Below are 17257 nucleotides of genomic sequence, written 5' to 3'. Positions count from 1 at the left end.
CCATGCCGCCACTCGAGGAGACATTGCTGGCCGCTGGGCTATTGCTGCTGGCCGCCTTGTCGCTGTTCGATCGCCATCTGGTGCGGGCTTGCTCCTGGTTCGTGGCCTTTGGTCTGGTAGTCACGCTGGCCTGGGCCCGGCTTGGGCTGGTTTGGTTGGCGCTGCTCGAACTGGTGCTGGGCGCTGTCCTGACCGGCGCCTTCCTGTTCCACGCCTTGGGCGTGACGCCCAGCGTCAGAAGGCCGCGGGGGTTTTTCGCGCACTGGCACGATCCGGTGCCCTTGACCTGGGGGCTCGCTCTGGAGCGCTTGTTGCCGGCATTGGCGGTACTCGCCATGTTGGGCGTCACCCTGGCTGCTCTCGACGACGATAGTTCCGGTTCGCTGCGCCCTGGGGGACTGGGGCTGCTGGTGCTGGGACTATGGGCTTTTGCCTTGCATCGCCACCTGCTGCGGCGTTTGCTGGCGTTCAACGTCATCGGCACGGGCATCTTCTTGTTGCTCATGTCACTGGTCGGCCCTTCGGCCATGCCTGCCGCCCACGGCCTGGTCGTTATCGGCCTGGTGGTGGCGCTTGTCGGGACCGCGCTCGGGGCGCTGCTGGTTCGGCGGATCGAGGCGCTGGAGTGGGCGCATGCTGCTGCGCCCCGAGCGGATGACCCTTCGACATGATCGAGCGTCTGGGACTGTCGCCGCTTACGATTCAGGCAGAAAGCATGGTGGCGGTATGGGTCGTGCTCGGCCTGCCGTTGTTGCTTGGCGCTGTTGGCGGCCTGGTGCGACCTGCGCGTGGCTGGCCCGTGGCTATGGCCGGCCTGTTGCCACTGCTGGCCCTGGCCTGGCTGTGGCGTGACGTGGACAGCGAGGCAGGCCGGAGCTGGATGATAGAGATTGGCTCCCTGGCGTTGTACTGGCGCATCAACGGGCTGACGCTCATTTTGATAGCGTTGACCTATCTGATCGGCTTGGCCAGCGCGCTCTATACCCCCGCCTATCTGCGCGAGGACCCACAGCGCGAGCCACGAGGCCAAGCCTGGTTCTGGCCGCTGCTGGGCATACTGATATCGAGCCTATCGTTGATCTGGCTGGCGGTCGATCTGCTTTCGCTCTACTTCGGTCTCGAGCTGATGGGGTTATCTGCCGTTGGGCTGATGCTGCTGACGGGCAAGGTCGATGCCTTGGTCGCCGGGCTGCGCTATCTGCTGCTGGCGCTGGTGGGTTCGCTGGCCTTCCTGCTGGGAGTTTCGCTGCTGCTAGGGGCGTGGGGAAGGCTGGATCTGGCGGGTCTGGCCCGGGCTGTCGAACCCGGCGCGCCGCTGTGGGTGGCCGTGGCTCTGCTCAGCGCTGGGCTGCTGCTCAAGGCCGCGGCCTTTCCCTTGCATGCCTGGCTGGCTCCCGTGCACGCTTCGGCCTGGATTCCTATTAGCGCGCTGCATGCCGGCCTGGTCGTCAAGGCCTCGTTTTTCATTGCTTTGCAGCTATGGCTGGTACTGGTGCCCGAGGCAACAGTGGCGGCGTGGGCGATAGGTGGCATGGCTGGTGCTGCGGTGATCTGGGGTGGCGTGATGGCCTGGCGCGCGGCGAAGCTCAAGGACGTGCTGGCCTGGTCTACCGTCTCGCAACTGGGTTACCTGCTGTTGGCCTTTCCGCTGCTGATCGGTACCGATTCTGCCGTTGCCGCACTGGCCTGGGAGGGTACCTGGCTGCAGCTGGCCGCCCATGGCCTGGCCAAGGCGGCCATGTTCCTGGCCGCCGGCAACCTGATCCTCGCCACCGGTGAGATCCGCGTTGCGGGGCTGGCCGGTGCCAGTCGTCGTTTCCCGCTCTCTCTGCTCAGCTTCGGCATGGCGGCGATCAGCCTCGTTGGGCTGCCGCCGAGCATGGGCTTTACCGCCAAGTGGCTATTGCTGCATGCGGCGCTGACCGGCGGTCACTGGCCGTGGTTAGCCGTGCTCGGCATCGGCACGCTGTTGAGCGCGGCTTACGTCTTCCGCGTATTTCGCTACTCCTTCATCGAAGATGCGCCGGAATATGAGTTCCACCCGGTGCCCTGGGGCATGGATGCCATCGCCTTGCTGCTGGCGCTGTCGGCTCTGCTGCTGGGGCTGGCAATGGAAGGGCCACTGGACCTGCTGCGCGGTGCGGGAGAAGGATCATGAGCCAGCCCTGGCTGCCGCTGTTCATCCTGGCCACCTCGCTGCTGGTGGCGCCGCTGATCTTCGTGCTGCCGGAGCGCGCCTGGCGGGCGCGGGCCGTGGTCAACCTGTCGGCCGCCGTACTCAAGCTGGTGCTGGTCGCACTGCTGGTATGGGGCTTTTACCAGGGGCGCGATTACTCCTTCGGCTTCACCGTGGTGGATGGCGCTGCCTTCTTCCTTCAGGTCGACGCCCTGGGGCTGATGTTTGCCGGTCTCTCTGCGCTGCTGTGGCTGGCCACCACGGTCTACGCCATCGGCTATCTCGAGGACTCGCCCAACCGCAAGCGCTTCTTCGGTTTCTTCAGCTTGTGCATTGCCAGTACCGTGGGCATCGCCCTGGCCGGCAACCTGTTCACCTTTCTGCTGTTCTACGAGCTGCTGACGCTTGCCACCTACCCACTGGTGGTACACCGCGGGCATGACAAGGCATTGCAAGCGGGCACGATCTACCTGCGCTACACGCTGTCCGGCGGTCTCGTGCTGCTGCTCGGCGTGGTGGCGCTGCACGCCCTGGTGGGTGACATTGCCTTCGGCCAACGCGAGAGGCTGGCCGATCTTGGGCCCGAGGCCCACCCGATGCTGACCGTGCTATTCCTGGTGTTATTGCTGGGGCTCGGCGTCAAGGCCGCGCTGGTACCGCTGCATGGCTGGCTGCCACGAGCCATGGTGGCGCCGGCTCCGGTCAGTGCGCTGTTGCATGCGGTAGCGGTGGTCAAGGCGGGGGCGTTCGGCATCGTGCGCCTGGTCTACGACGTCTATGGCATATCCCTGGTGCATGAACTCGGCCTGCTGATGCTGCTCAGCGTCATCGCTACCGTCACCATCCTGTACGGCTCGGTGAAGGCTTTGTCGCAGCAGGAGCTCAAGCCGCGGCTGGCCTATTCCACCGTCAGCCAGGTCTCCTACATCGTTCTCGGCATCAGCCTGTTCGGGCCTTTCGGCACCATCGCGGGGCTCGTCCACCTGATGCACCAGGGGCTGATGAAGGTCACCCTGTTCTACTGTGCCGGCAACTACGCCGAGGAGCTCGGCATCCACCGCATCGATGAGCTCGACGGCGCCGGGCGGAGAATGCCAATGACCAGCTTGGCATTCACCGTGGGGGCGCTGGGCATGATCGGCCTGCCGCCGGTGGCCGGGTTCATCACCAAGTGGTACCTGGGCATGGGCGCGGTGCAGGCCGGCATGTCGTGGGTGATCGTCGTACTGATGGCCAGCAGCCTGCTCAATGCCGCCTATTTCCTGCCCATCCTGCACAGACTGTGGTTCCGCCACGGCCCGGCGCATGGCCACGGCAATTGGCCCGAGGAGCGCAACCTGGGGCGCTTCGAGACCAGCGCCTGGCTATTGTTACCCACCGCCGCCACAACGCTGTTCAGCATTCTGGTGGGACTGCTGGCGGGGATGACCTTCAGTCCGCTGGATCTGGCGACCTTCGTGGCGACAGAGGAGTACCTGCCGTGAGCCTGCTGCTTCCCATTGCCGTGCTCTGGCCGCTGCTCGTTCTGCTGCGTAGTGGGCTGGTGCAGGCCATGGAGCAAGGCGGCATGCGCCGCCACGAGCCGCGCCGGGAGCTGCTCGATGGCTGGTGGGCCTCGGCGCCTCTGCCGGCGCTGATCCTGGCACTGTGGCCCGGCGAGCTGTCGTTTGCTCTGGAAAGCTGGCTGCTGGGTGGCTTGTGGCAATACGATGCAGCGCGCCGGCCCTGGCTGATGTTCGGCGCCCTGCTGTGGTTCCTGGCCGGCTGCTATGCGCGCGGCTACCTGGCAGAGGAGCAGCGCTGTGCCGAAGCCGGCGACGAGAGCGCCTTTCGCCGGCTGTTGGGCTTTTCGCTGTTCTGGCCGCTGACCTTGGCCGGCAACCTGCTGCTGATCCTGGCCGAGGACATCCCCAGCTTCTATCTCGGGTTCATCACCATGACCCTGGCCGCCTACGGCCTGGTGGTGCATACCGGCAATCACGACGCCAGACGCGGTGGGCTGGCCTACATCGTCATGGCGCTATGCGGCGAGGCACTGATCCTGGGAGGCCTGCTGTGGTCGGCGGGTAGCGCGGAGGCGCTGACCCTGAGCGAGCTGCGGGCCGCCATCGCCGAGGCGGAGCAGGGGCTCTGGATGGCGACCCTGCTGTGGCTGGGTTTCGGCGTCAAGGCGGGGGTGATCGTGTTCCACGTCTGGCTGCCACTGGCGCATCCGGTAGCGCCCACGCCAGCCAGCGCCGTGCTCAGTGGCGTCATGGTCAAGGCCGGCGTGCTGGGCTGGCTGTACACCTTGCCGCTGGGCGATGCCGAGGCGGGGCTGGCCCGGCTTGGCGAAGCCATTATCGCGGCAGGGCTGGCGGGGGCCTTCGTGGCCGCCTTGCTGGGTGTGGTCCAGCGTCATCCCAAGGCGGTGCTGGCCTACTCCAGCGTCAGCCAACTGGGCATGCTCGCCAGTCTGGTGGGGGTGGGGCTGGTGACGCCAGGGCTATGGCCGGCACTGCTGGCACCGGTGACCTTGTTCGCTGGCCACCATGGCATGACCAAGGGCGCCCTGTTTCTCGGCGTGGGGATCAGCGAACACCCGCCGCGGCTGCCGGCCTGGCTGATCGTGACGCTGCTGGCGCTGCCGGCGCTCTCGCTGGGCGGCGCCCTGACCTCGGGGCTGATCGCCAAGGGGTTCATCAAGGAAGTGCTCAAGGAAGGTGGGCACTCGACGCTGGTGAGCTGGCTCAGCGTGGCGGCGGTGGGCAGCACCTTGCTGGTGGCGCGTGCGCTGTGGCGCCAATGGCACAGGCGCGGCGAGCCTGCTCTTCACTGGCGTTCACCGATGTTGCTGGCCTGGTTGTTCGCCGTCCTGGCGGCGGCTGGGGTACCGCTGTGGCTACCCATCGGGGAGCCTGGCGTGCCGTGGCCACCGCTCAAGGAACTTCCCGGGCTGCTGTGGCCGGCGGGGCTGGGGGTGATCCTGGCCGGCCTGGTGCTGCTGACGGCGAAGGCGGGGAAGGGAGAGTGGGAAAAGTTCTCGCGGTTGCCGGCAGGCGACCTGTGGTGGGTCTACCTGGTCTTGGCACGGTGGGCGGCGGCGGGGCTGACGACAGTAGGCGGAGCGCTGCAGCTCGGTAGCCATCGGGTGCGCGCTAGCCTGGTGGTGAAGGAGCGTCGCGCCAGGGCCTGGCTCGACGACCTGACCCACTACGAGCGAGTCTTCACTCATCTGGCCGTGCCGCTGATGATCGGCGTGGCCCTGCTGCTGCTGCTGGGGTTCTGGCTAGGCTAGCCTTGGCTTCGACTGCAAGTCGTCGAGCGAAAGTCAGTCAAGGCGAACAGCTTTGGATCAAGCCCAGGCCTGGGTGCCGCCCCAGGCCTGGAGGTTCAGTTCACAGCAGCTCTTCTCCCGCCAGTGCCAGGCGTGAACGCTCCACGCTGCGCAGCGTCACGTGGCCGGCATGTGCCCAGTTGCTGAAACGCTGCACTACCGCCGCCATGCCGCAGGTGTTGGCGGTGAGGTAGGGCGTGTCGATCTGGCCGACGTTGCCCAGGCAGACGATCTTGGTGTTGCGCCCGGCCCGGGTGAGCAGGGTCTTGAGCTGCTTGGGTGTGAAGTTCTGCGCCTCGTCGATGATCAGGAAGGTGTCATTGAGGGTACGCCCACGCATGAAGCCGGGGGCGCGGATCTGCACCCGGGAGCCGATCAGGCTGCGCGTGGCGTCCTGGCTCCAGCTGGTGCTGCCGTCGTGCTCGTCACGCAGCAGGTTGTCCATGTTGTCGTGGAAGGCGCCCATCCACGGTGACATTTTCTCCTCCTCGGTGCCGGGCAGAAAGCCGATGTCCTCGCTCATCGAGATCGGCGCCCGGGTGAATACGATACGCTCGAAGCGCTTGGCATCGAGAGTTTGCTGGAAGGCTGCCGCCAGTGTCATGAAGGTCTTGCCGGTGCCGGCACTGCCGGCGATGGTGACCAGGTCGATGTCGTCATCCATCAGCAGGTTGAGGGCGAAATTCTGACGGCTGTCGTGGGCATGAACTCCCCAGACGCCATCCCTGTGGCGATAGTTGGTCAGCAGTTGCAGTCGCGCCTGCTTGGGGCCCAGTTCGCGGACGATGGCCTCGAAGCTGGCACCGTTCTCGCTGTCGGAAACCAGCATGCCCAGGTGCCAGTCGCTCGGAACCTGACCTTCCAGCCGATAGAAGGTGTGGTGGTCGACTCGCTCCACCTCGACGTTGACCTCCATCTGGTTCCATGGGCCACTGCTGCTGCCCTCCGCATCAGGATAGATGCGTACCCCCTCGAGCATCACATCGCTGTCGCTGAAGGCGCGGTCGGTCAGGTAATCCTCCACCGGCACGTGCAGGGCGGCGGCCTTGACCCGCAGGTTGATGTCCTTGGTCACGAGAACGACCGAAGCATCCGGACGCTCGTCGCGCAGCCGGCAGGTTTCCGCCAGCAGCACGTTGTCGGGGCTTTCCTCGAGATGTTCTAGCGGTTTCAGCTCCGGGTAGCAGAGGAATACGAGTTTGCCGAGCGTGGTCCCCCCGGCGCGAGGAATCGGGATGCCTTGCTGAATTTCGTCGAAGGTGACCTGGTTGGTCAGGTCGGAGAGGGTACGGCTGACCTGGCGGGCGGTTCGGGCGATCTCGCGCAGGCCGTTCTTTAGCTTGTCGAGTTCCTCGAGCACGGTCATCGGGATGACCACTTCGTGCTCCTCGAACTGATACAGGGCAGCGGGGTCATGCAGCAGGACGTTGGTATCCAGCACATACAACCGCTTGGCTTTCTTGTCGAGTCGTACCATCGGGGCAGCGCTCCTGAGTTGACGGCACCAACAACACTGGCCTTCACATCATTCCATGGTATGACAGTCCGGCTCTCTGGCGGCCAGTGTCACTTCGAATGGCGGGCTCCTCTATGGCTTTGATGTCTCCTAGCATGGCGTTTCACCGCTTTGGTTGCCATTGAAAAGCTTCAACGCAAGCCGTATGGCAAAACTGGTACGTTGGGTGATGGTTTGGCGAATCGTCATGGCACGGCTGGAAAGGCTCGCTGGCGTAGCGAAATGCGACTCGGCGGAAGGAAGGATGGCCGACTCCTGCTAACGTTGATTGCGCATATGGCGATGCGTAGCGTAACGGCGTAATCTGCACGAAAACAACAATAGCCCGACACGACGTTGCCTGGTGTGTTCGTAGACTGATGAACGTAGGGAATGTCGCGGCAATCGGGGTGCCCATGGGCCAGCGAAGGTAGAGGTACGCAGGATGGATCCGGTCGTAGTGGTATTGATCGTGGCGGGAGTTGCGTTGCTGCTCTCGCTGGTGTGCATGGTGGCATTCGTGAAGAGCCGCAACGCACGCAGCGAGCTCGAAGAAGCACCACGGGCAACTCGCCTTGTGGCAGAAGCGGCGCCCGAGCCCAGCTCGGAGGCAGCCGTTCGGCCGAACGTAGTCGCTGAGCCTCTGCCAGATGCACAGGAGCCGATGCATCGCTTCCAGGTTGCCTCGGGCAAAGACATCAAGCAATGCCTCTTCGTAATACTCGACTGGCCGGGGCTGGATACCAACCGCCGTCTTGCCCGCTTGTTCAAGGAGTACAACGCCCAGTATGACGCCAAGTTGGGTGTCTACAAGATTCGCGACCCTCTCGCCGGCTACAAGCTCACCATCGCCAACTCGTCACCTCCCGGTACCCTGCCGCCCATCCATGAAGGCGACGACCAGCCCACCGTGCCAGGCGTCTCGATCCTGATCCATTTCGTCAGCAAGCGCAGCGTGGCGCGCAACCCCGAGACACTGATAGATATCACTCAGTCGATCGCTGCTCTCGGCGGCCACATTCTCGATGCCGAGCGCAATGCCGTCAGTAACGAGGAGTTCGAGCAGCTGAGGCAACATGCGCAGAATAGTGCTTCATTGACCTAGTTGTTCAATCCCGGTGAAGCACGACAAGAAAGCGCCAGGCGAGCCATCAGCGCTTACCTGGCCACCTCATACCACACCCAGATTCCGCACAGCGCCAGCAGCACCAGGCCGACCTTCCTGGCATGTCGTTCCCATAGCTTGAGCGCCGCATCGCCGGCCAGCGCGACGAGCAGGGCGAGGCCGAAGTAGCGCACACCACGGCCCAGCATCGCTGCCAGTAGAAAGAGCGAGTAGGGGTAGCCGCTCGCTCCGGCGGCCAGCATGGCGATCTGAAAGGGTACCGGCGTGACTCCAATGGTGGCCACGGCCATGAAACCATCTGCTTGCAGTCTTGAGCGAAAGCTTTCGAAGGTCTCCTGGCTGCCGAACAGCCCGATCAGTTGACTCCCCCACTGCTCCATGACGGAAACGCCCAGCAAATAGCCCAGCGATGCCGCTACCAGGTTGCCCGCCAATGCCACGCCGGCAATCGTCCATTTCCGCTCGGGATGGCACAGCATCCAGGGGATGAGGATGACTTCGATCGGGATCGGCACCAGCAAAGTTTCCAGCATCGAAGCGCCGAACAACAGCCACAGGGCATGAGGCGAGCGATTCAGGCGGTCGAGCCAGTCCCTGGCGGAAGTCAGATGAAGTCGTGACATGGCCGATTCGCATCCTTGCGAGTGGAAAAACTTGAGCATAGCCCATCGAATAGCGCATAACGGAACTGCTCCCAAAGTCCTTTCGATCAGGACAACGTGCCGGCAGCACGGGGCCGCGCTAGTACGAACAAGGTGAAAGATGGACACAACCACGAGATTCGTCATCGAGACACTTTCCCCCCGCGACAGCATGCTGATGGATGAGCTGCTGACCGTGTTCGGTGAGGCGTTCAACGAAGTAGATACCTATGGTGCCGCTCGTCCCGGTCGGGCCTACATGGAACGCCTGCTGGCAAGCGATACCTTCATTGCCCTGGTGGCCCGCAAGAGAGGCGAGGTGGTGGGCGGCCTGGCCGCCTATGAACTGCCCAAGTTCGAGCAGGAACGCAGCGAGATCTATATTTATGACCTGGCGGTGGCAGAAGCGCACCGGCGCGAGGGCATTGCCACGGCGCTGATCGAGAGGCTCAAGGAAATTGCGGCGCAGCGGGGTGCCTATGTCGTCTACGTTCAGGCGGACCTGGGCGATACCCCTGCCATCGAGCTCTATTCGAAACTCGGCGCTCGCGAGGATGTGCTGCACTTCGATATACCGGTGCCGCCGAGCTCAGGGGCGACCAGCGCCCAAGCATGATCTTTCAGGGAGGACCCATGTTCGATTTGGAAACGCCGCGCCTCCGGCTGCGCCCACTGGCCACCGCCGACTTGCCGGCGCTGGCCGAGATGCTTGCCGACCCGGAGGTAATGCGCCACTCGTTGCGCGGCGTTTGTGACGACATGGCCACTCGCACCTTCCTCGACTGGTCTTTCGACTGTTACATCAAACATCGTACGGGGCCGCTGGCACTGATGGACAGGCAAGATGGCAACTTCGTCGGCTTCTGCGGCGTATCTCCTGAAAGGATCAAAGGCGCCATGGAGCTGAACCTGGGCTACCGGCTCGCCAAGCGATACTGGGGCCAGGGGCTGGCGACCGAAGCCGCTCTTGCTACGTTGGAGCATGCCTTCAGCGATCGGCGGCTCGACTCGATCGTCGCTATTGTCGAGTCGGCGCATACGGCATCGCTGCGGGTGGTGGAGAAGGTAGGGTTCGGCTGCTTCGAGGCGCTGGAGTTCCACAAGCGAGCGGTGCGTCTATACCGAATGCATCGGGCGCAATGGCAGCAGCGGTCGGTCGCCACCGGACTGATCGGCTCGGCCACGCCAGCGGATACAAGCGTGACTCACCACCCAAAACACGGGAAGTGGTAATGAACCTGACGACGCTATTGCTGTTCATACCGGCCTGTTTTGCGCTCAACCTGGCGCCGGGCCCCAACAACCTGCTCTCCATGAGCAACGCCAAGCGATACGGCGTCAACGTCGCCTGCCTGGCGGGAATCGGCCGGCTGGTCGCGTTCATGGCGATGATTGCGCTGGCGGCCTCCGGGCTTGCCACGCTGCTGTATGCCTCGGAAAAGCTGTTTCTTGCCATCAAGCTGTTGGGGGCCGCTTACCTGTTCTGGCTGGCCTACCAGCTGTGGGTCGCCGCGCCCGGCGAGGAGCGTGAATTGGAAGAGCGACAGCGCAGCCTGCTGGGGCTGGCCCGCCAGGAGTTTCTGCTGGCGGCGGGCAATCCCAAGGCGATCCTGATCTTCACCGCCTTCCTGCCGCAGTTCGTCGACCCTGCCGGCCCCGTTGCGCTGCAGTTCGCGGTTCTTGGCGCGCTCTTCCTGCTGCTCGAGTGGGTGGCCATCGCCGGTTACGCCTATGTCGGCGCTTTCCTGCGCCAGTGGTTCTCGCGCCCCGCCATGCGGCGGCTGTTCAATCGTGGCTGCGCGGCGCTGCTTGGCAGTGCCGGGGTGGGCCTGCTGGTGGCCCGACGCTAATGACGACTCGCAGAGTGCCACAGGCAAGCCAATAGAGGAGTCGCAACATGAAGCCAAGAATCAGCATGATCACGCTCGGCGTTCGGGACCTGGAAGCGTCGATTCGGTTCTATGAGCAGGGGTTGGGTCTGCCCAGGATGGAGTCGCCGCCCGAAGTGGCTTTCTTCACCCTCAACGGCACCTGGTTGGGGCTCTACGGCCGTGAGTCGCTGGCCGAGGACGCGGGCGTCCCTGCCGAAGGCAGCGGCTTTGCCGGCATCGCCCTGGCCCACAACCTGGGCTCCGAGGCGGAGGTCGACGAGCTCCTGGAGCAGGCGGTTGGCGCCGGCGCCAAGCTGGTCAAGCCCGGCCAGAAAGTCTTCTGGGGTGGCTACTCGGGTTACTTCGCCGATCCGGACGGGTACCTCTGGGAAGTGGCCCACAACCCCTTCGTCTGGATCGGACCCGAGGACGAGTAGGGCGAGCGCGTTGGCCCAGCGATCAATTACCCAGCGGCAGCCGTGTCTCGAACTTGGTGCGCTTGCGCGATATCAGCGTGCGGAACTTGTGCACGCCGTCGCTGGCATCCAGTACGCGGTCGCAGAAGCGATCGTAGCTCTGCATGTCGGGCACGCTGACGATCAGTACGAAATCCACCTCGCCGGTGACCTGGTAGCACTGGGTGACTTCGGGAGCCGCCTCCATCTGCTTGGTGAAACGGCCGTAAAGCGCCTTGTCGTCTCGCGCCATGGTGACCTCCACCACCATGTGCAGGTTGGCGCCCAGGGCTTCGGGCGCCAGGATCGCCACTTCGCGCTGGATCACGCCTTGCGCCTTCAGGCGGCGAACGCGCTTCAGGCATGCCGAAGGGGAAAGCCCAACGTGTTCCGCCAGTGCCTGGTTGGTCAGGCTGGCATCGTGCTGCAACTGGTCGAGGATTCTCAGGTCGAGTCTGTCCATGTGCAGGAAATTTCCCCCGGGGCCAACAAAAAGCAACATTCTTCCCGTTTCGGGGTAAGAACACCATCGCCTTGCTCGGTACATGAGTAAAGTAAGCAGTTGGCTCCCTGACGGAACGACGTCCACATGACACAACGACTTCCAGCCCGCCTGCTCGGCACGATGGTCAAGCTGTTGCGCGAGACCTGGACGGTCTACTGGACCCTGCTCAAGGTGATGGTGCCGGCACTGCTGATCGTGAAGGCACTCGAAATGCTGGGCATGACCGAACTGCTCGGCCACTGGCTCTCGCCTTTGATGGCGCCGCTGGGGCTGCCCGAGCCATTGAGCCTGGTGTGGGCCGCCACGCTGCTGACCAACATCTACACCGGCTTGGTCATCTTCTTCGAAGTCACCCGGGATACGCCGCTGACCGTGGCGCAGGTAACGGTGCTGGGTGCGCTGATGGCCGTGGGGCACTCGCTGCCGATAGAAGGGGCCGTGGCGCGCATGGCCGGCGTGCCCTGGTGGTTGACGCTGCTGCTGCGAGTCGGCGGTGCCTGGCTGCTGGGTTGGTTGCTGCACCTGAGCTATTCGCTGGGCGACTGGCTTCAGCACGCCAATCACGTGGTGTGGGAGCCTTCCGCCCAGGAGGCGACCCTGATGGCCTGGCTGCAGGGCCAGGCCACGACGCTAGCGACCATCTTCGTGGTGATCTTCGCCCTGATGAGTCTGCTCAGGCTGCTGCACTGGCTGGGCGTCGAGCGGCTGATTCACAAGCTGCTCTACCCGCTGCTGCGGCTACTGGGCATCGGCCCGGCAGCGGCCAACATCACCGTGATCGGCATCACCCTGGGGCTCACCTTCGGTGCCGGCCTGCTGCTGCGCGAGGCGCATTCCGGCCGCCTGACCCCGCGGGACATCGTGCTCACGCTCTGCTTCCTCGGCCTCTGCCACAGCCTGATCGAGGATACGCTGCTGATCATGCTGATGGGGGCGGACCTCTCCGGCCTGCTGTGGGCACGGCTCGGCTTCGCGCTGGTGGTCATCGCCCTGCTGGCCAGGCTGCCCTGGCTGAGGCGCGCCCAGCTGCCGGCGTGGATGTTTGCCCAAAGAACGGTGCCGGAAAGAGTGCAGAGCCCTTGATGCAGAGCTCTTGAGAAAGGGTGGCTCTCTTCACACGGCCGCTGGCGCGGCAGGGCCGGTTTCCGAGAGGGGCGAAGCGTGCACTTCATTGAGCAGCCACTCCCTGAAGGCCTGGATTCGCGGGTCGAACTGGCCACTTTCGGGATAGACCAGGTAGTAGGCGAACGCCGGCATCACCGCGAGTTCTATGTCGAACAGCTTCACCAGGCGGCCCTGGCGGAGCTCGCTTTCTATCATGGCCGGCTCGGCAAGGCTCACGGCGCCGCCTTCGAGTACGGCTTGCACGACATGGCTCGCCTCCGGGAAGGCCACGCAGCGGTTGGCGTCGAAATCGTCGATGCCTGCCGCCGCCATCCACATGGGCCAATTCGGCCAGGCCTGGCCGCCCACGTGGCAATCGACGTGGCACAGCGTGTGCTTCAGTAGATCCCGGGGGGCCTTCAGGCTGGGGCCGGCCTGGAGCAGTGCCGGGCTGCAGACGGGTACCACCGTTGTCTCGAACAGCCTGTCCGAGCGGGCATTGGCGTACTGGCCGCTGCCGAATCGAATGGCAGCGTCTACGTCGTCGAGTTCGAAATCCCTGACGTCGTCGGTAATGTCGAACGTCAACTCCAGGGAGGGAACGGCCTCCCTGAAATGGGGGAGCCGGGGCAGCAGCCAGTTCGTGGCGAATCGGGCGCCGAGCGAGAGGCGCAGCGGGGATGAACCCCGGGCCATTTTTCTCGCTCGCCCCACGGCACGCTGCAGGTTTTCCAGGGCTTCGCTGGCAGCCTCGAACACCACCGCTCCGGCAGGCGTTAGCCGAATGCTGCGGCTGCTGCGCACGAACAGCTCGATACCCAGCTGTTGTTCCATCTCCTTAATCTGATAACTGACCGCCGCCGGCGTCAGTCCCACTTCCTCGGCGGCACGAGTGAAGTTCAAGTGCCTGCCGGCGGCTTCGAAAGTTCTCAATGCTCGCGTGCCAGGCAGCAGTCGGTTGCTCATCGTTCTTCAAGCCAAACTTGATAGTTCATCGAGAAGTACTCGTTTCTCAGGAAAGAGTCAACGCGACATTATCAAGCGAACCTTGAATACGGAGCGACCTCATGACAGCAAACCAGGAAACCTACGTGACCCAGCGCAACGGGCTTGACGCCACGGCAAGCGAGCTTTCACCGCTGGCCTTCGCGGGCTATGCCCATTTCACCGCCATGCAAATACGGGGCGGCAAGATCCGCGGCCTCGATCTTCATCTGGAACGGCTGCGCTTTGCATCGCGGGAGTTGTTTGGCCAGGCACTTGCCGACGACGAGATCCGTCGCTACCTGCGAAAGGCCGTGGAGGCAGGCCCTGCCGATCTCTCGCTTCTGGCCACGCTGTACTCGCCCGCGGGGGAATTCACCGTGGCTGGGCCTGAAGCGACCCCGGAGGTGCTGGTGCGCACGGCACCGCCTTCTTCCGGCCCACAGGGTCCGCTGGCGCTTGCCCCGGTCGAGCATGAGCGCGTACTGCCGCAAGTGAAGCACGTTGGCGAAGTGGCCAAGACCTACTACCTGCGCCAGGCCGTCGAGCAGGGCTACGACGATGCGGTTTTCCTGGATAGGGCAGGGCGGCTCAGCGAAGGCACGATCTGGAATCTCGCCTTCTGGGATGGTGCCGCCGTGGTATGGCCGCAGGCCGACATGCTGTTGGGCACCACCATGGGGATTTTGCGTCGGCAGTTGCAGCGGCTCGGCATTCCCCAGCGCACCCAGGCGGTGACCCTGTCGGACCTATCCTCGCTGAAGGGGGCCGTGGTGATGAACTCATGGACGCCTGGTATCGCCGTCAACCGGATCGGCCCGGTAGCGCTGCCGGAGGCGCCGGAGTTCCTCGCCCTGCTGCACGAGGCCTATCACGCCGAGCCGCTTGAGGCGTCTTGAGGCCCTCATGCCGGGCACTGCCAGGTAGGTAAACGCTTACTGGGGCGGAGGCACTGCAGGAACGGGAGTTGGGTAAAGACCAGGAGCATCCACGCGCAAATGATAGCGTGGTAATCTTCCGGCAATGCACCTGTCCTGGCTGCCTGGCTCTTCGGCAGCCACTAGCGGACACCGTCCTGAGCCGACTGGAGATGGCATGAAGCTGTTGCGTGGGTTCCTGTGGCTGCTCGGCTTCCAACTGCTCGGCCACGCTGTCGTCGAGCTGCTGTCGCTTCCCGTCTCCCACGCCATGGCGGGGCTGCTGTTGCTGCTGGCCTGGCTGCTCGCGAAGCGGCGCCTGAACGAGAGCGTGGCCACGGCGAGCCAGGCACTGATTCCGCTGCTCGCCATGCTGATCATGCCCGGCGTGGTAGGTGTGTTCTTCGTGATCGAGGAGTTCGCCGGCCACTGGACGGCGATCATGGTTGCCCTGGGGGTTGGCACCTTCCTCAGCGTGCTGACCACGCTCTGGCTGATGCGGCGCTTCATGCCCCGGGAAGTCGTGAGCGCCGATGAGCGGGAGCGCCGGCTATGAGCGAGCTGCACGCCTCCCTGCTGGACACGCCGATACTCGCCATCGCGCTGACCCTGGCCGCCTACTTGGGCGGCATCCATCTGTTCGAACGGATGGGCCGGCCGAGCTGGTGCCCGGCGGTGCTGATCGGCGCCGTGCTCACGGCGGCAAGCCTATGGCTGCTGCGCTATGAATATGTCGACTATCAGCACAACGTCAGCTGGATAACGCTGCTGCTTGGCCCCGCCACGGTAGCCCTGGCGGTGCCGCTCTACCAGCAGCGGCAGCATATCTTCGCGCTATGGAAACCGATCCTCTGCTGCGTGCCGCTCGCCGCCGTGCTGGCCGCGCTCTATGCCGTGCTGATTGCCTGGCTGCTGGGAGCGCCACCTGACGTGCTGGCCTCGCTGGCGCCGAAGTCGGTCACCGCACCCTTGGCCATGGGCATTCGCGAGCAGATCGGCGGCTCGCTCTCGCTGATGCTGGGCGGGCTGCTGATCACCGGCGTGCTGACCACTATCTTCGTCTCGCTGCTGGCCCGCCTGCTCAAGATCACTGACAAGCGCATCCTCGGCTTCGCCCTCGGCGTGAACGGCCACGCCATCGGTATCGTACGCGCCTTCGAACTCGGCCCCACCGCCGGCGCCTTCGCCTCGCTCGGCATGAGCCTGACGGGCGTGTTCACCGCGCTGTTCCTGCCGCTCGTTTGGCGGTTGTTTGGCCTGTGATGTGACGCTATCTCGTACGGTTCGCTGGCGGCCCCGTCCAGCACGAGACCGTTTCCAATGGGTGGTCTAGAGTGAGTAAGTTCTGCCGGTTGGATGGGCTGCTTACCGCCAAACACATGAGGAAACGATGCGAACGGAAAAAGAGAAGATGCTGGCCGGCGAACTCTACGACCCGCGCGATGCCCAGCTGCAACGCGAACGGCGTCGCGCCCGTCTGCTGACCAAGGCCTTCAACGACTCGAGCGACGACCAGGGGAGTGAGCGCAAGCGGCTGCTGCTCGAACTGTTCGGCACCATGGGCAAGGGCACCTTGATCGAGCCGCCGTTCTACTGCGACTACGGCGGCAATATCACCCTGGGCGAGCGGGTCTTCTTCAACTTCAACTGTGTGATCCTCGATGTGGCGCAGGTCACCATCGGGAACCATGTGCTCTTCGGCCCGGGCGTGCAGGTCTACACTGCCACCCATCCGCTCGATGCCGAGCAGCGCCGCGGCGGCCTGGAAGCCGCCAAGCCCATCACCATCGGCGACGACGTCTGGATCGGCGGCGGGGCGATCCTCTGCCCCGGTGTCACTATCGGTGCTCGCTCGGTCATAGGCGCCGGCAGCGTGGTGACCAAGGACATCCCCGAGGATGTGTTTGCCGGCGGCAATCCCTGCCGGGTGATTCGCTCCCTCGAGAGTGGCGAATCGCACTAAGGGGAGCCTGACAGGGCTACGGTGTAAGTAAGCGCTAACTGGGGCGAGGCGATCGTTTAATTGACCAAGAGAAAAGAGGCAATGAAAACAACAAATCCAAAAGTCGAAGCGCTCTTGAGCAAGACCGAGTGGCAGGAGGAGAGAAAGAAACTGCGAGCCATGCTGCTTGAATGTGGGTTGAGCGAAGACGTTAAGTGGGGAAAGCTTTGCTACTCGTTCCAGGGCAGCAACGTGGCCATCATCTTTGCAATGAAGGCTTACTGCGCGCTCGGCTTCTTCAAGGGAAGCTTGTTGAAGGACCCCGAAGGCATTCTCGTCGCACCGGGAGAGCATTCCCAGGCGATGCGCCAGGTTCGCTTTACCCATGCGCAAGAAATCGATGCACTGGAGTCAACGTTAAAAGCCTATCTGCATGAAGCCATTGAAGTGGAGAAGGCCGGCCTGACGGTGGAGTTCAAGGAGAAGCACGAGCTGGAATACCCCGAGGAGTTCCAGGTGGCGCTGGATGGCAACGCGGCGTTAAAAGCTGCTTTCGAAGCGCTCACACCGGGGCGGCAACGGGGGTATATCCTTCATTTCTCCGGAGCCAAGCAGTCCAGCACGCGAACGTCGAGAATCGAGAAGTGCGTGCCGAACATTCTCGCCGGCAAGGGCTGAACGACCGCTGAGGCAGCCGAGTAGCACTTCATCATAGGGAGCCTAAT

19 protein-coding genes are annotated in these 17257 nt (G+C 63.9%); 15 read left to right on the top strand and 4 right to left on the bottom strand.

All coding sequences use genetic code 11. The annotated features are described in order from the left end of the window. Window positions 1–2: 2 nt before the first annotated feature. From HBJ55_RS22265 to HBJ55_RS12160, 4 genes are read left to right on the top strand one after another with little or no spacing between them, the layout of a single operon-like run. Complete coding sequence (locus HBJ55_RS22265; protein WP_240936084.1) at window positions 3–671, top strand: hypothetical protein; 669 nt, start codon at window positions 3–5, stop codon at window positions 669–671. Continuing rightward, window positions 668–2158, top strand: coding sequence for a complex I subunit 5 family protein (locus HBJ55_RS12170; protein WP_167114912.1), 1491 nt, complete (start codon window positions 668–670; stop codon window positions 2156–2158). Before HBJ55_RS22265 ends, HBJ55_RS12170 begins: the two co-directional genes overlap by 4 nt. Further along, window positions 2155–3660 (top strand): proton-conducting transporter transmembrane domain-containing protein, encoded by a 1506-nt coding sequence (locus HBJ55_RS12165; protein WP_167114909.1) that lies wholly within the window; start codon window positions 2155–2157, stop codon window positions 3658–3660. The genes HBJ55_RS12170 and HBJ55_RS12165 overlap by 4 nt, the downstream gene beginning before the upstream one ends. Next, window positions 3657–5453 (top strand): proton-conducting transporter transmembrane domain-containing protein, encoded by a 1797-nt coding sequence (locus HBJ55_RS12160; RefSeq protein WP_167114906.1) that lies wholly within the window; start codon window positions 3657–3659, stop codon window positions 5451–5453. The genes HBJ55_RS12165 and HBJ55_RS12160 overlap by 4 nt, the downstream gene beginning before the upstream one ends. Window positions 5454–5553: 100 nt before the next feature. On the opposite strand, the gene HBJ55_RS12155 is transcribed toward HBJ55_RS12160, so the two are convergent. Next, on the bottom strand, window positions 5554–6969 hold the full coding sequence (locus HBJ55_RS12155; RefSeq protein WP_167114903.1) for a PhoH family protein: 1416 nt from the start codon (window positions 6967–6969) through the stop codon (window positions 5554–5556). 463 nt (window positions 6970–7432) lie between these two features. Here HBJ55_RS12155 and HBJ55_RS12150 point away from each other — a divergent pair, with 463 nt between their 5' ends. Further along, the gene (locus HBJ55_RS12150; RefSeq protein WP_167114900.1) at window positions 7433–8092 is read left to right on the top strand and encodes a cell division protein ZipA C-terminal FtsZ-binding domain-containing protein; all 660 of its coding nucleotides are present in this window, start codon (window positions 7433–7435) and stop codon (window positions 8090–8092) included. Window positions 8093–8145: 53 nt separating this feature from the next. Here HBJ55_RS12150 and HBJ55_RS12145 read toward each other — a convergent pair whose 3' ends face one another. Beyond that, entirely contained in the window at window positions 8146–8736 is a 591-nt protein-coding gene (locus HBJ55_RS12145; protein WP_167114897.1) for a YqaA family protein, read from the bottom strand. A gap of 139 nt (window positions 8737–8875) precedes the next feature. Between HBJ55_RS12145 and HBJ55_RS12140 the strand changes: the two genes are divergently transcribed. Genes HBJ55_RS12140 through HBJ55_RS12125 form a run of 4 tightly spaced genes read left to right on the top strand, consistent with a single transcriptional unit; the run spans window position 8876 to window position 11062 of the window. After that, window positions 8876–9370 carry an AAC(3)-I family aminoglycoside N-acetyltransferase gene (locus HBJ55_RS12140; protein ID WP_167114894.1) on the top strand — a complete coding sequence of 165 codons (495 nt, stop codon included), beginning with the start codon at window positions 8876–8878 and terminating at the stop codon, window positions 9368–9370. A 17-nt stretch (window positions 9371–9387) separates the two neighbouring features. Continuing rightward, complete coding sequence (locus HBJ55_RS12135) at window positions 9388–9987, top strand: GNAT family N-acetyltransferase (protein WP_167114891.1); 600 nt, start codon at window positions 9388–9390, stop codon at window positions 9985–9987. Continuing rightward, the gene (locus HBJ55_RS12130; RefSeq protein ID WP_167114888.1) at window positions 9987–10604 is read left to right on the top strand and encodes a LysE family translocator; all 618 of its coding nucleotides are present in this window, start codon (window positions 9987–9989) and stop codon (window positions 10602–10604) included. Before HBJ55_RS12135 ends, HBJ55_RS12130 begins: the two co-directional genes overlap by 1 nt. Before the next feature lie 47 nt (window positions 10605–10651). After that, window positions 10652–11062, top strand: coding sequence for a VOC family protein (locus tag HBJ55_RS12125; RefSeq protein ID WP_167114885.1), 411 nt, complete (start codon window positions 10652–10654; stop codon window positions 11060–11062). A 22-nt stretch (window positions 11063–11084) separates the two neighbouring features. Here HBJ55_RS12125 and HBJ55_RS12120 read toward each other — a convergent pair whose 3' ends face one another. After that, window positions 11085–11543 (bottom strand): Lrp/AsnC family transcriptional regulator, encoded by a 459-nt coding sequence (locus tag HBJ55_RS12120; protein WP_167114882.1) that lies wholly within the window; start codon window positions 11541–11543, stop codon window positions 11085–11087. A 126-nt stretch (window positions 11544–11669) separates the two neighbouring features. On the opposite strand from HBJ55_RS12120, the gene HBJ55_RS12115 reads away from it, so the two are divergent. Then, window positions 11670–12668 (top strand): nucleoside recognition domain-containing protein, encoded by a 999-nt coding sequence (locus HBJ55_RS12115; protein ID WP_240936083.1) that lies wholly within the window; start codon window positions 11670–11672, stop codon window positions 12666–12668. Between the two features lie 30 nt (window positions 12669–12698). Here HBJ55_RS12115 and HBJ55_RS12110 read toward each other — a convergent pair whose 3' ends face one another. Further along, window positions 12699–13655, bottom strand: a complete 957-nt coding sequence (locus HBJ55_RS12110) for a LysR substrate-binding domain-containing protein (RefSeq protein WP_167114879.1) — start codon at window positions 13653–13655, stop codon at window positions 12699–12701. Between the two features lie 101 nt (window positions 13656–13756). On the opposite strand from HBJ55_RS12110, the gene HBJ55_RS12105 reads away from it, so the two are divergent. The 5 genes from HBJ55_RS12105 (at window position 13757) to HBJ55_RS12085 (ending at window position 17210) form a co-directional block, all read left to right on the top strand. Further along, window positions 13757–14572 carry an aminotransferase class IV family protein gene (locus HBJ55_RS12105; RefSeq protein WP_167114876.1) on the top strand — a complete coding sequence of 272 codons (816 nt, stop codon included), beginning with the start codon at window positions 13757–13759 and terminating at the stop codon, window positions 14570–14572. A gap of 196 nt (window positions 14573–14768) precedes the next feature. After that, window positions 14769–15146, top strand: coding sequence for a CidA/LrgA family protein (locus HBJ55_RS12100; protein WP_167114873.1), 378 nt, complete (start codon window positions 14769–14771; stop codon window positions 15144–15146). Continuing rightward, window positions 15143–15853 carry an LrgB family protein gene (locus HBJ55_RS12095; RefSeq protein WP_167114870.1) on the top strand — a complete coding sequence of 237 codons (711 nt, stop codon included), beginning with the start codon at window positions 15143–15145 and terminating at the stop codon, window positions 15851–15853. The genes HBJ55_RS12100 and HBJ55_RS12095 overlap by 4 nt, the downstream gene beginning before the upstream one ends. Window positions 15854–15980: 127 nt before the next feature. Then, a complete protein-coding gene (locus HBJ55_RS12090; protein WP_167114867.1) occupies window positions 15981–16553 on the top strand; it encodes a sugar O-acetyltransferase in 573 nt (190 codons plus the stop codon). A gap of 81 nt (window positions 16554–16634) precedes the next feature. Further along, window positions 16635–17210 (top strand): YdeI/OmpD-associated family protein, encoded by a 576-nt coding sequence (locus HBJ55_RS12085; RefSeq protein ID WP_167114864.1) that lies wholly within the window; start codon window positions 16635–16637, stop codon window positions 17208–17210. The last annotated feature ends 47 nt before the right edge of the window (window positions 17211–17257 follow it).

The sequence above is a fragment of the Billgrantia bachuensis genome (assembly GCF_011742165.1).
GTDB lineage: Bacteria > Pseudomonadota > Gammaproteobacteria > Pseudomonadales > Halomonadaceae > Halomonas > Halomonas bachuensis.
Note: the sequence above shows the minus strand (reverse complement) of the source record. Positions and strands in the feature narration are given on the sequence as shown.

What these genes read in the sequence shown, in the direction of transcription:
- HBJ55_RS12140 (WP_167114894.1), top strand. Translation starts at nt 8,876, where the DNA reads ATGGACACAACCACGAGATTCGTCATCGAGACACTTTCCCCCCGCGAC.
- HBJ55_RS12135 (WP_167114891.1), top strand. Translation starts at nt 9,388, where the DNA reads ATGTTCGATTTGGAAACGCCGCGCCTCCGGCTGCGCCCACTGGCCACC.
- HBJ55_RS12115 (WP_240936083.1), top strand. Translation starts at nt 11,670, where the DNA reads ATGACACAACGACTTCCAGCCCGCCTGCTCGGCACGATGGTCAAGCTG.
- HBJ55_RS12105 (WP_167114876.1), top strand. Translation starts at nt 13,757, where the DNA reads ATGACAGCAAACCAGGAAACCTACGTGACCCAGCGCAACGGGCTTGAC.
- HBJ55_RS22265 (WP_240936084.1), top strand. Translation starts at nt 3, where the DNA reads ATGCCGCCACTCGAGGAGACATTGCTGGCCGCTGGGCTATTGCTGCTG.
- HBJ55_RS12130 (WP_167114888.1), top strand. Translation starts at nt 9,987, where the DNA reads ATGAACCTGACGACGCTATTGCTGTTCATACCGGCCTGTTTTGCGCTC.
- HBJ55_RS12110 (WP_167114879.1), bottom strand. Translation starts at nt 13,655, where the DNA reads ATGAGCAACCGACTGCTGCCTGGCACGCGAGCATTGAGAACTTTCGAA.
- HBJ55_RS12085 (WP_167114864.1), top strand. Translation starts at nt 16,635, where the DNA reads ATGAAAACAACAAATCCAAAAGTCGAAGCGCTCTTGAGCAAGACCGAG.
- HBJ55_RS12100 (WP_167114873.1), top strand. Translation starts at nt 14,769, where the DNA reads ATGAAGCTGTTGCGTGGGTTCCTGTGGCTGCTCGGCTTCCAACTGCTC.
- HBJ55_RS12095 (WP_167114870.1), top strand. Translation starts at nt 15,143, where the DNA reads ATGAGCGAGCTGCACGCCTCCCTGCTGGACACGCCGATACTCGCCATC.
- HBJ55_RS12155 (WP_167114903.1), bottom strand. Translation starts at nt 6,969, where the DNA reads ATGGTACGACTCGACAAGAAAGCCAAGCGGTTGTATGTGCTGGATACC.
- HBJ55_RS12150 (WP_167114900.1), top strand. Translation starts at nt 7,433, where the DNA reads ATGGATCCGGTCGTAGTGGTATTGATCGTGGCGGGAGTTGCGTTGCTG.
- HBJ55_RS12170 (WP_167114912.1), top strand. Translation starts at nt 668, where the DNA reads ATGATCGAGCGTCTGGGACTGTCGCCGCTTACGATTCAGGCAGAAAGC.
- HBJ55_RS12125 (WP_167114885.1), top strand. Translation starts at nt 10,652, where the DNA reads ATGAAGCCAAGAATCAGCATGATCACGCTCGGCGTTCGGGACCTGGAA.
- HBJ55_RS12145 (WP_167114897.1), bottom strand. Translation starts at nt 8,736, where the DNA reads ATGTCACGACTTCATCTGACTTCCGCCAGGGACTGGCTCGACCGCCTG.
- HBJ55_RS12090 (WP_167114867.1), top strand. Translation starts at nt 15,981, where the DNA reads ATGCGAACGGAAAAAGAGAAGATGCTGGCCGGCGAACTCTACGACCCG.
- HBJ55_RS12165 (WP_167114909.1), top strand. Translation starts at nt 2,155, where the DNA reads ATGAGCCAGCCCTGGCTGCCGCTGTTCATCCTGGCCACCTCGCTGCTG.
- HBJ55_RS12120 (WP_167114882.1), bottom strand. Translation starts at nt 11,543, where the DNA reads ATGGACAGACTCGACCTGAGAATCCTCGACCAGTTGCAGCACGATGCC.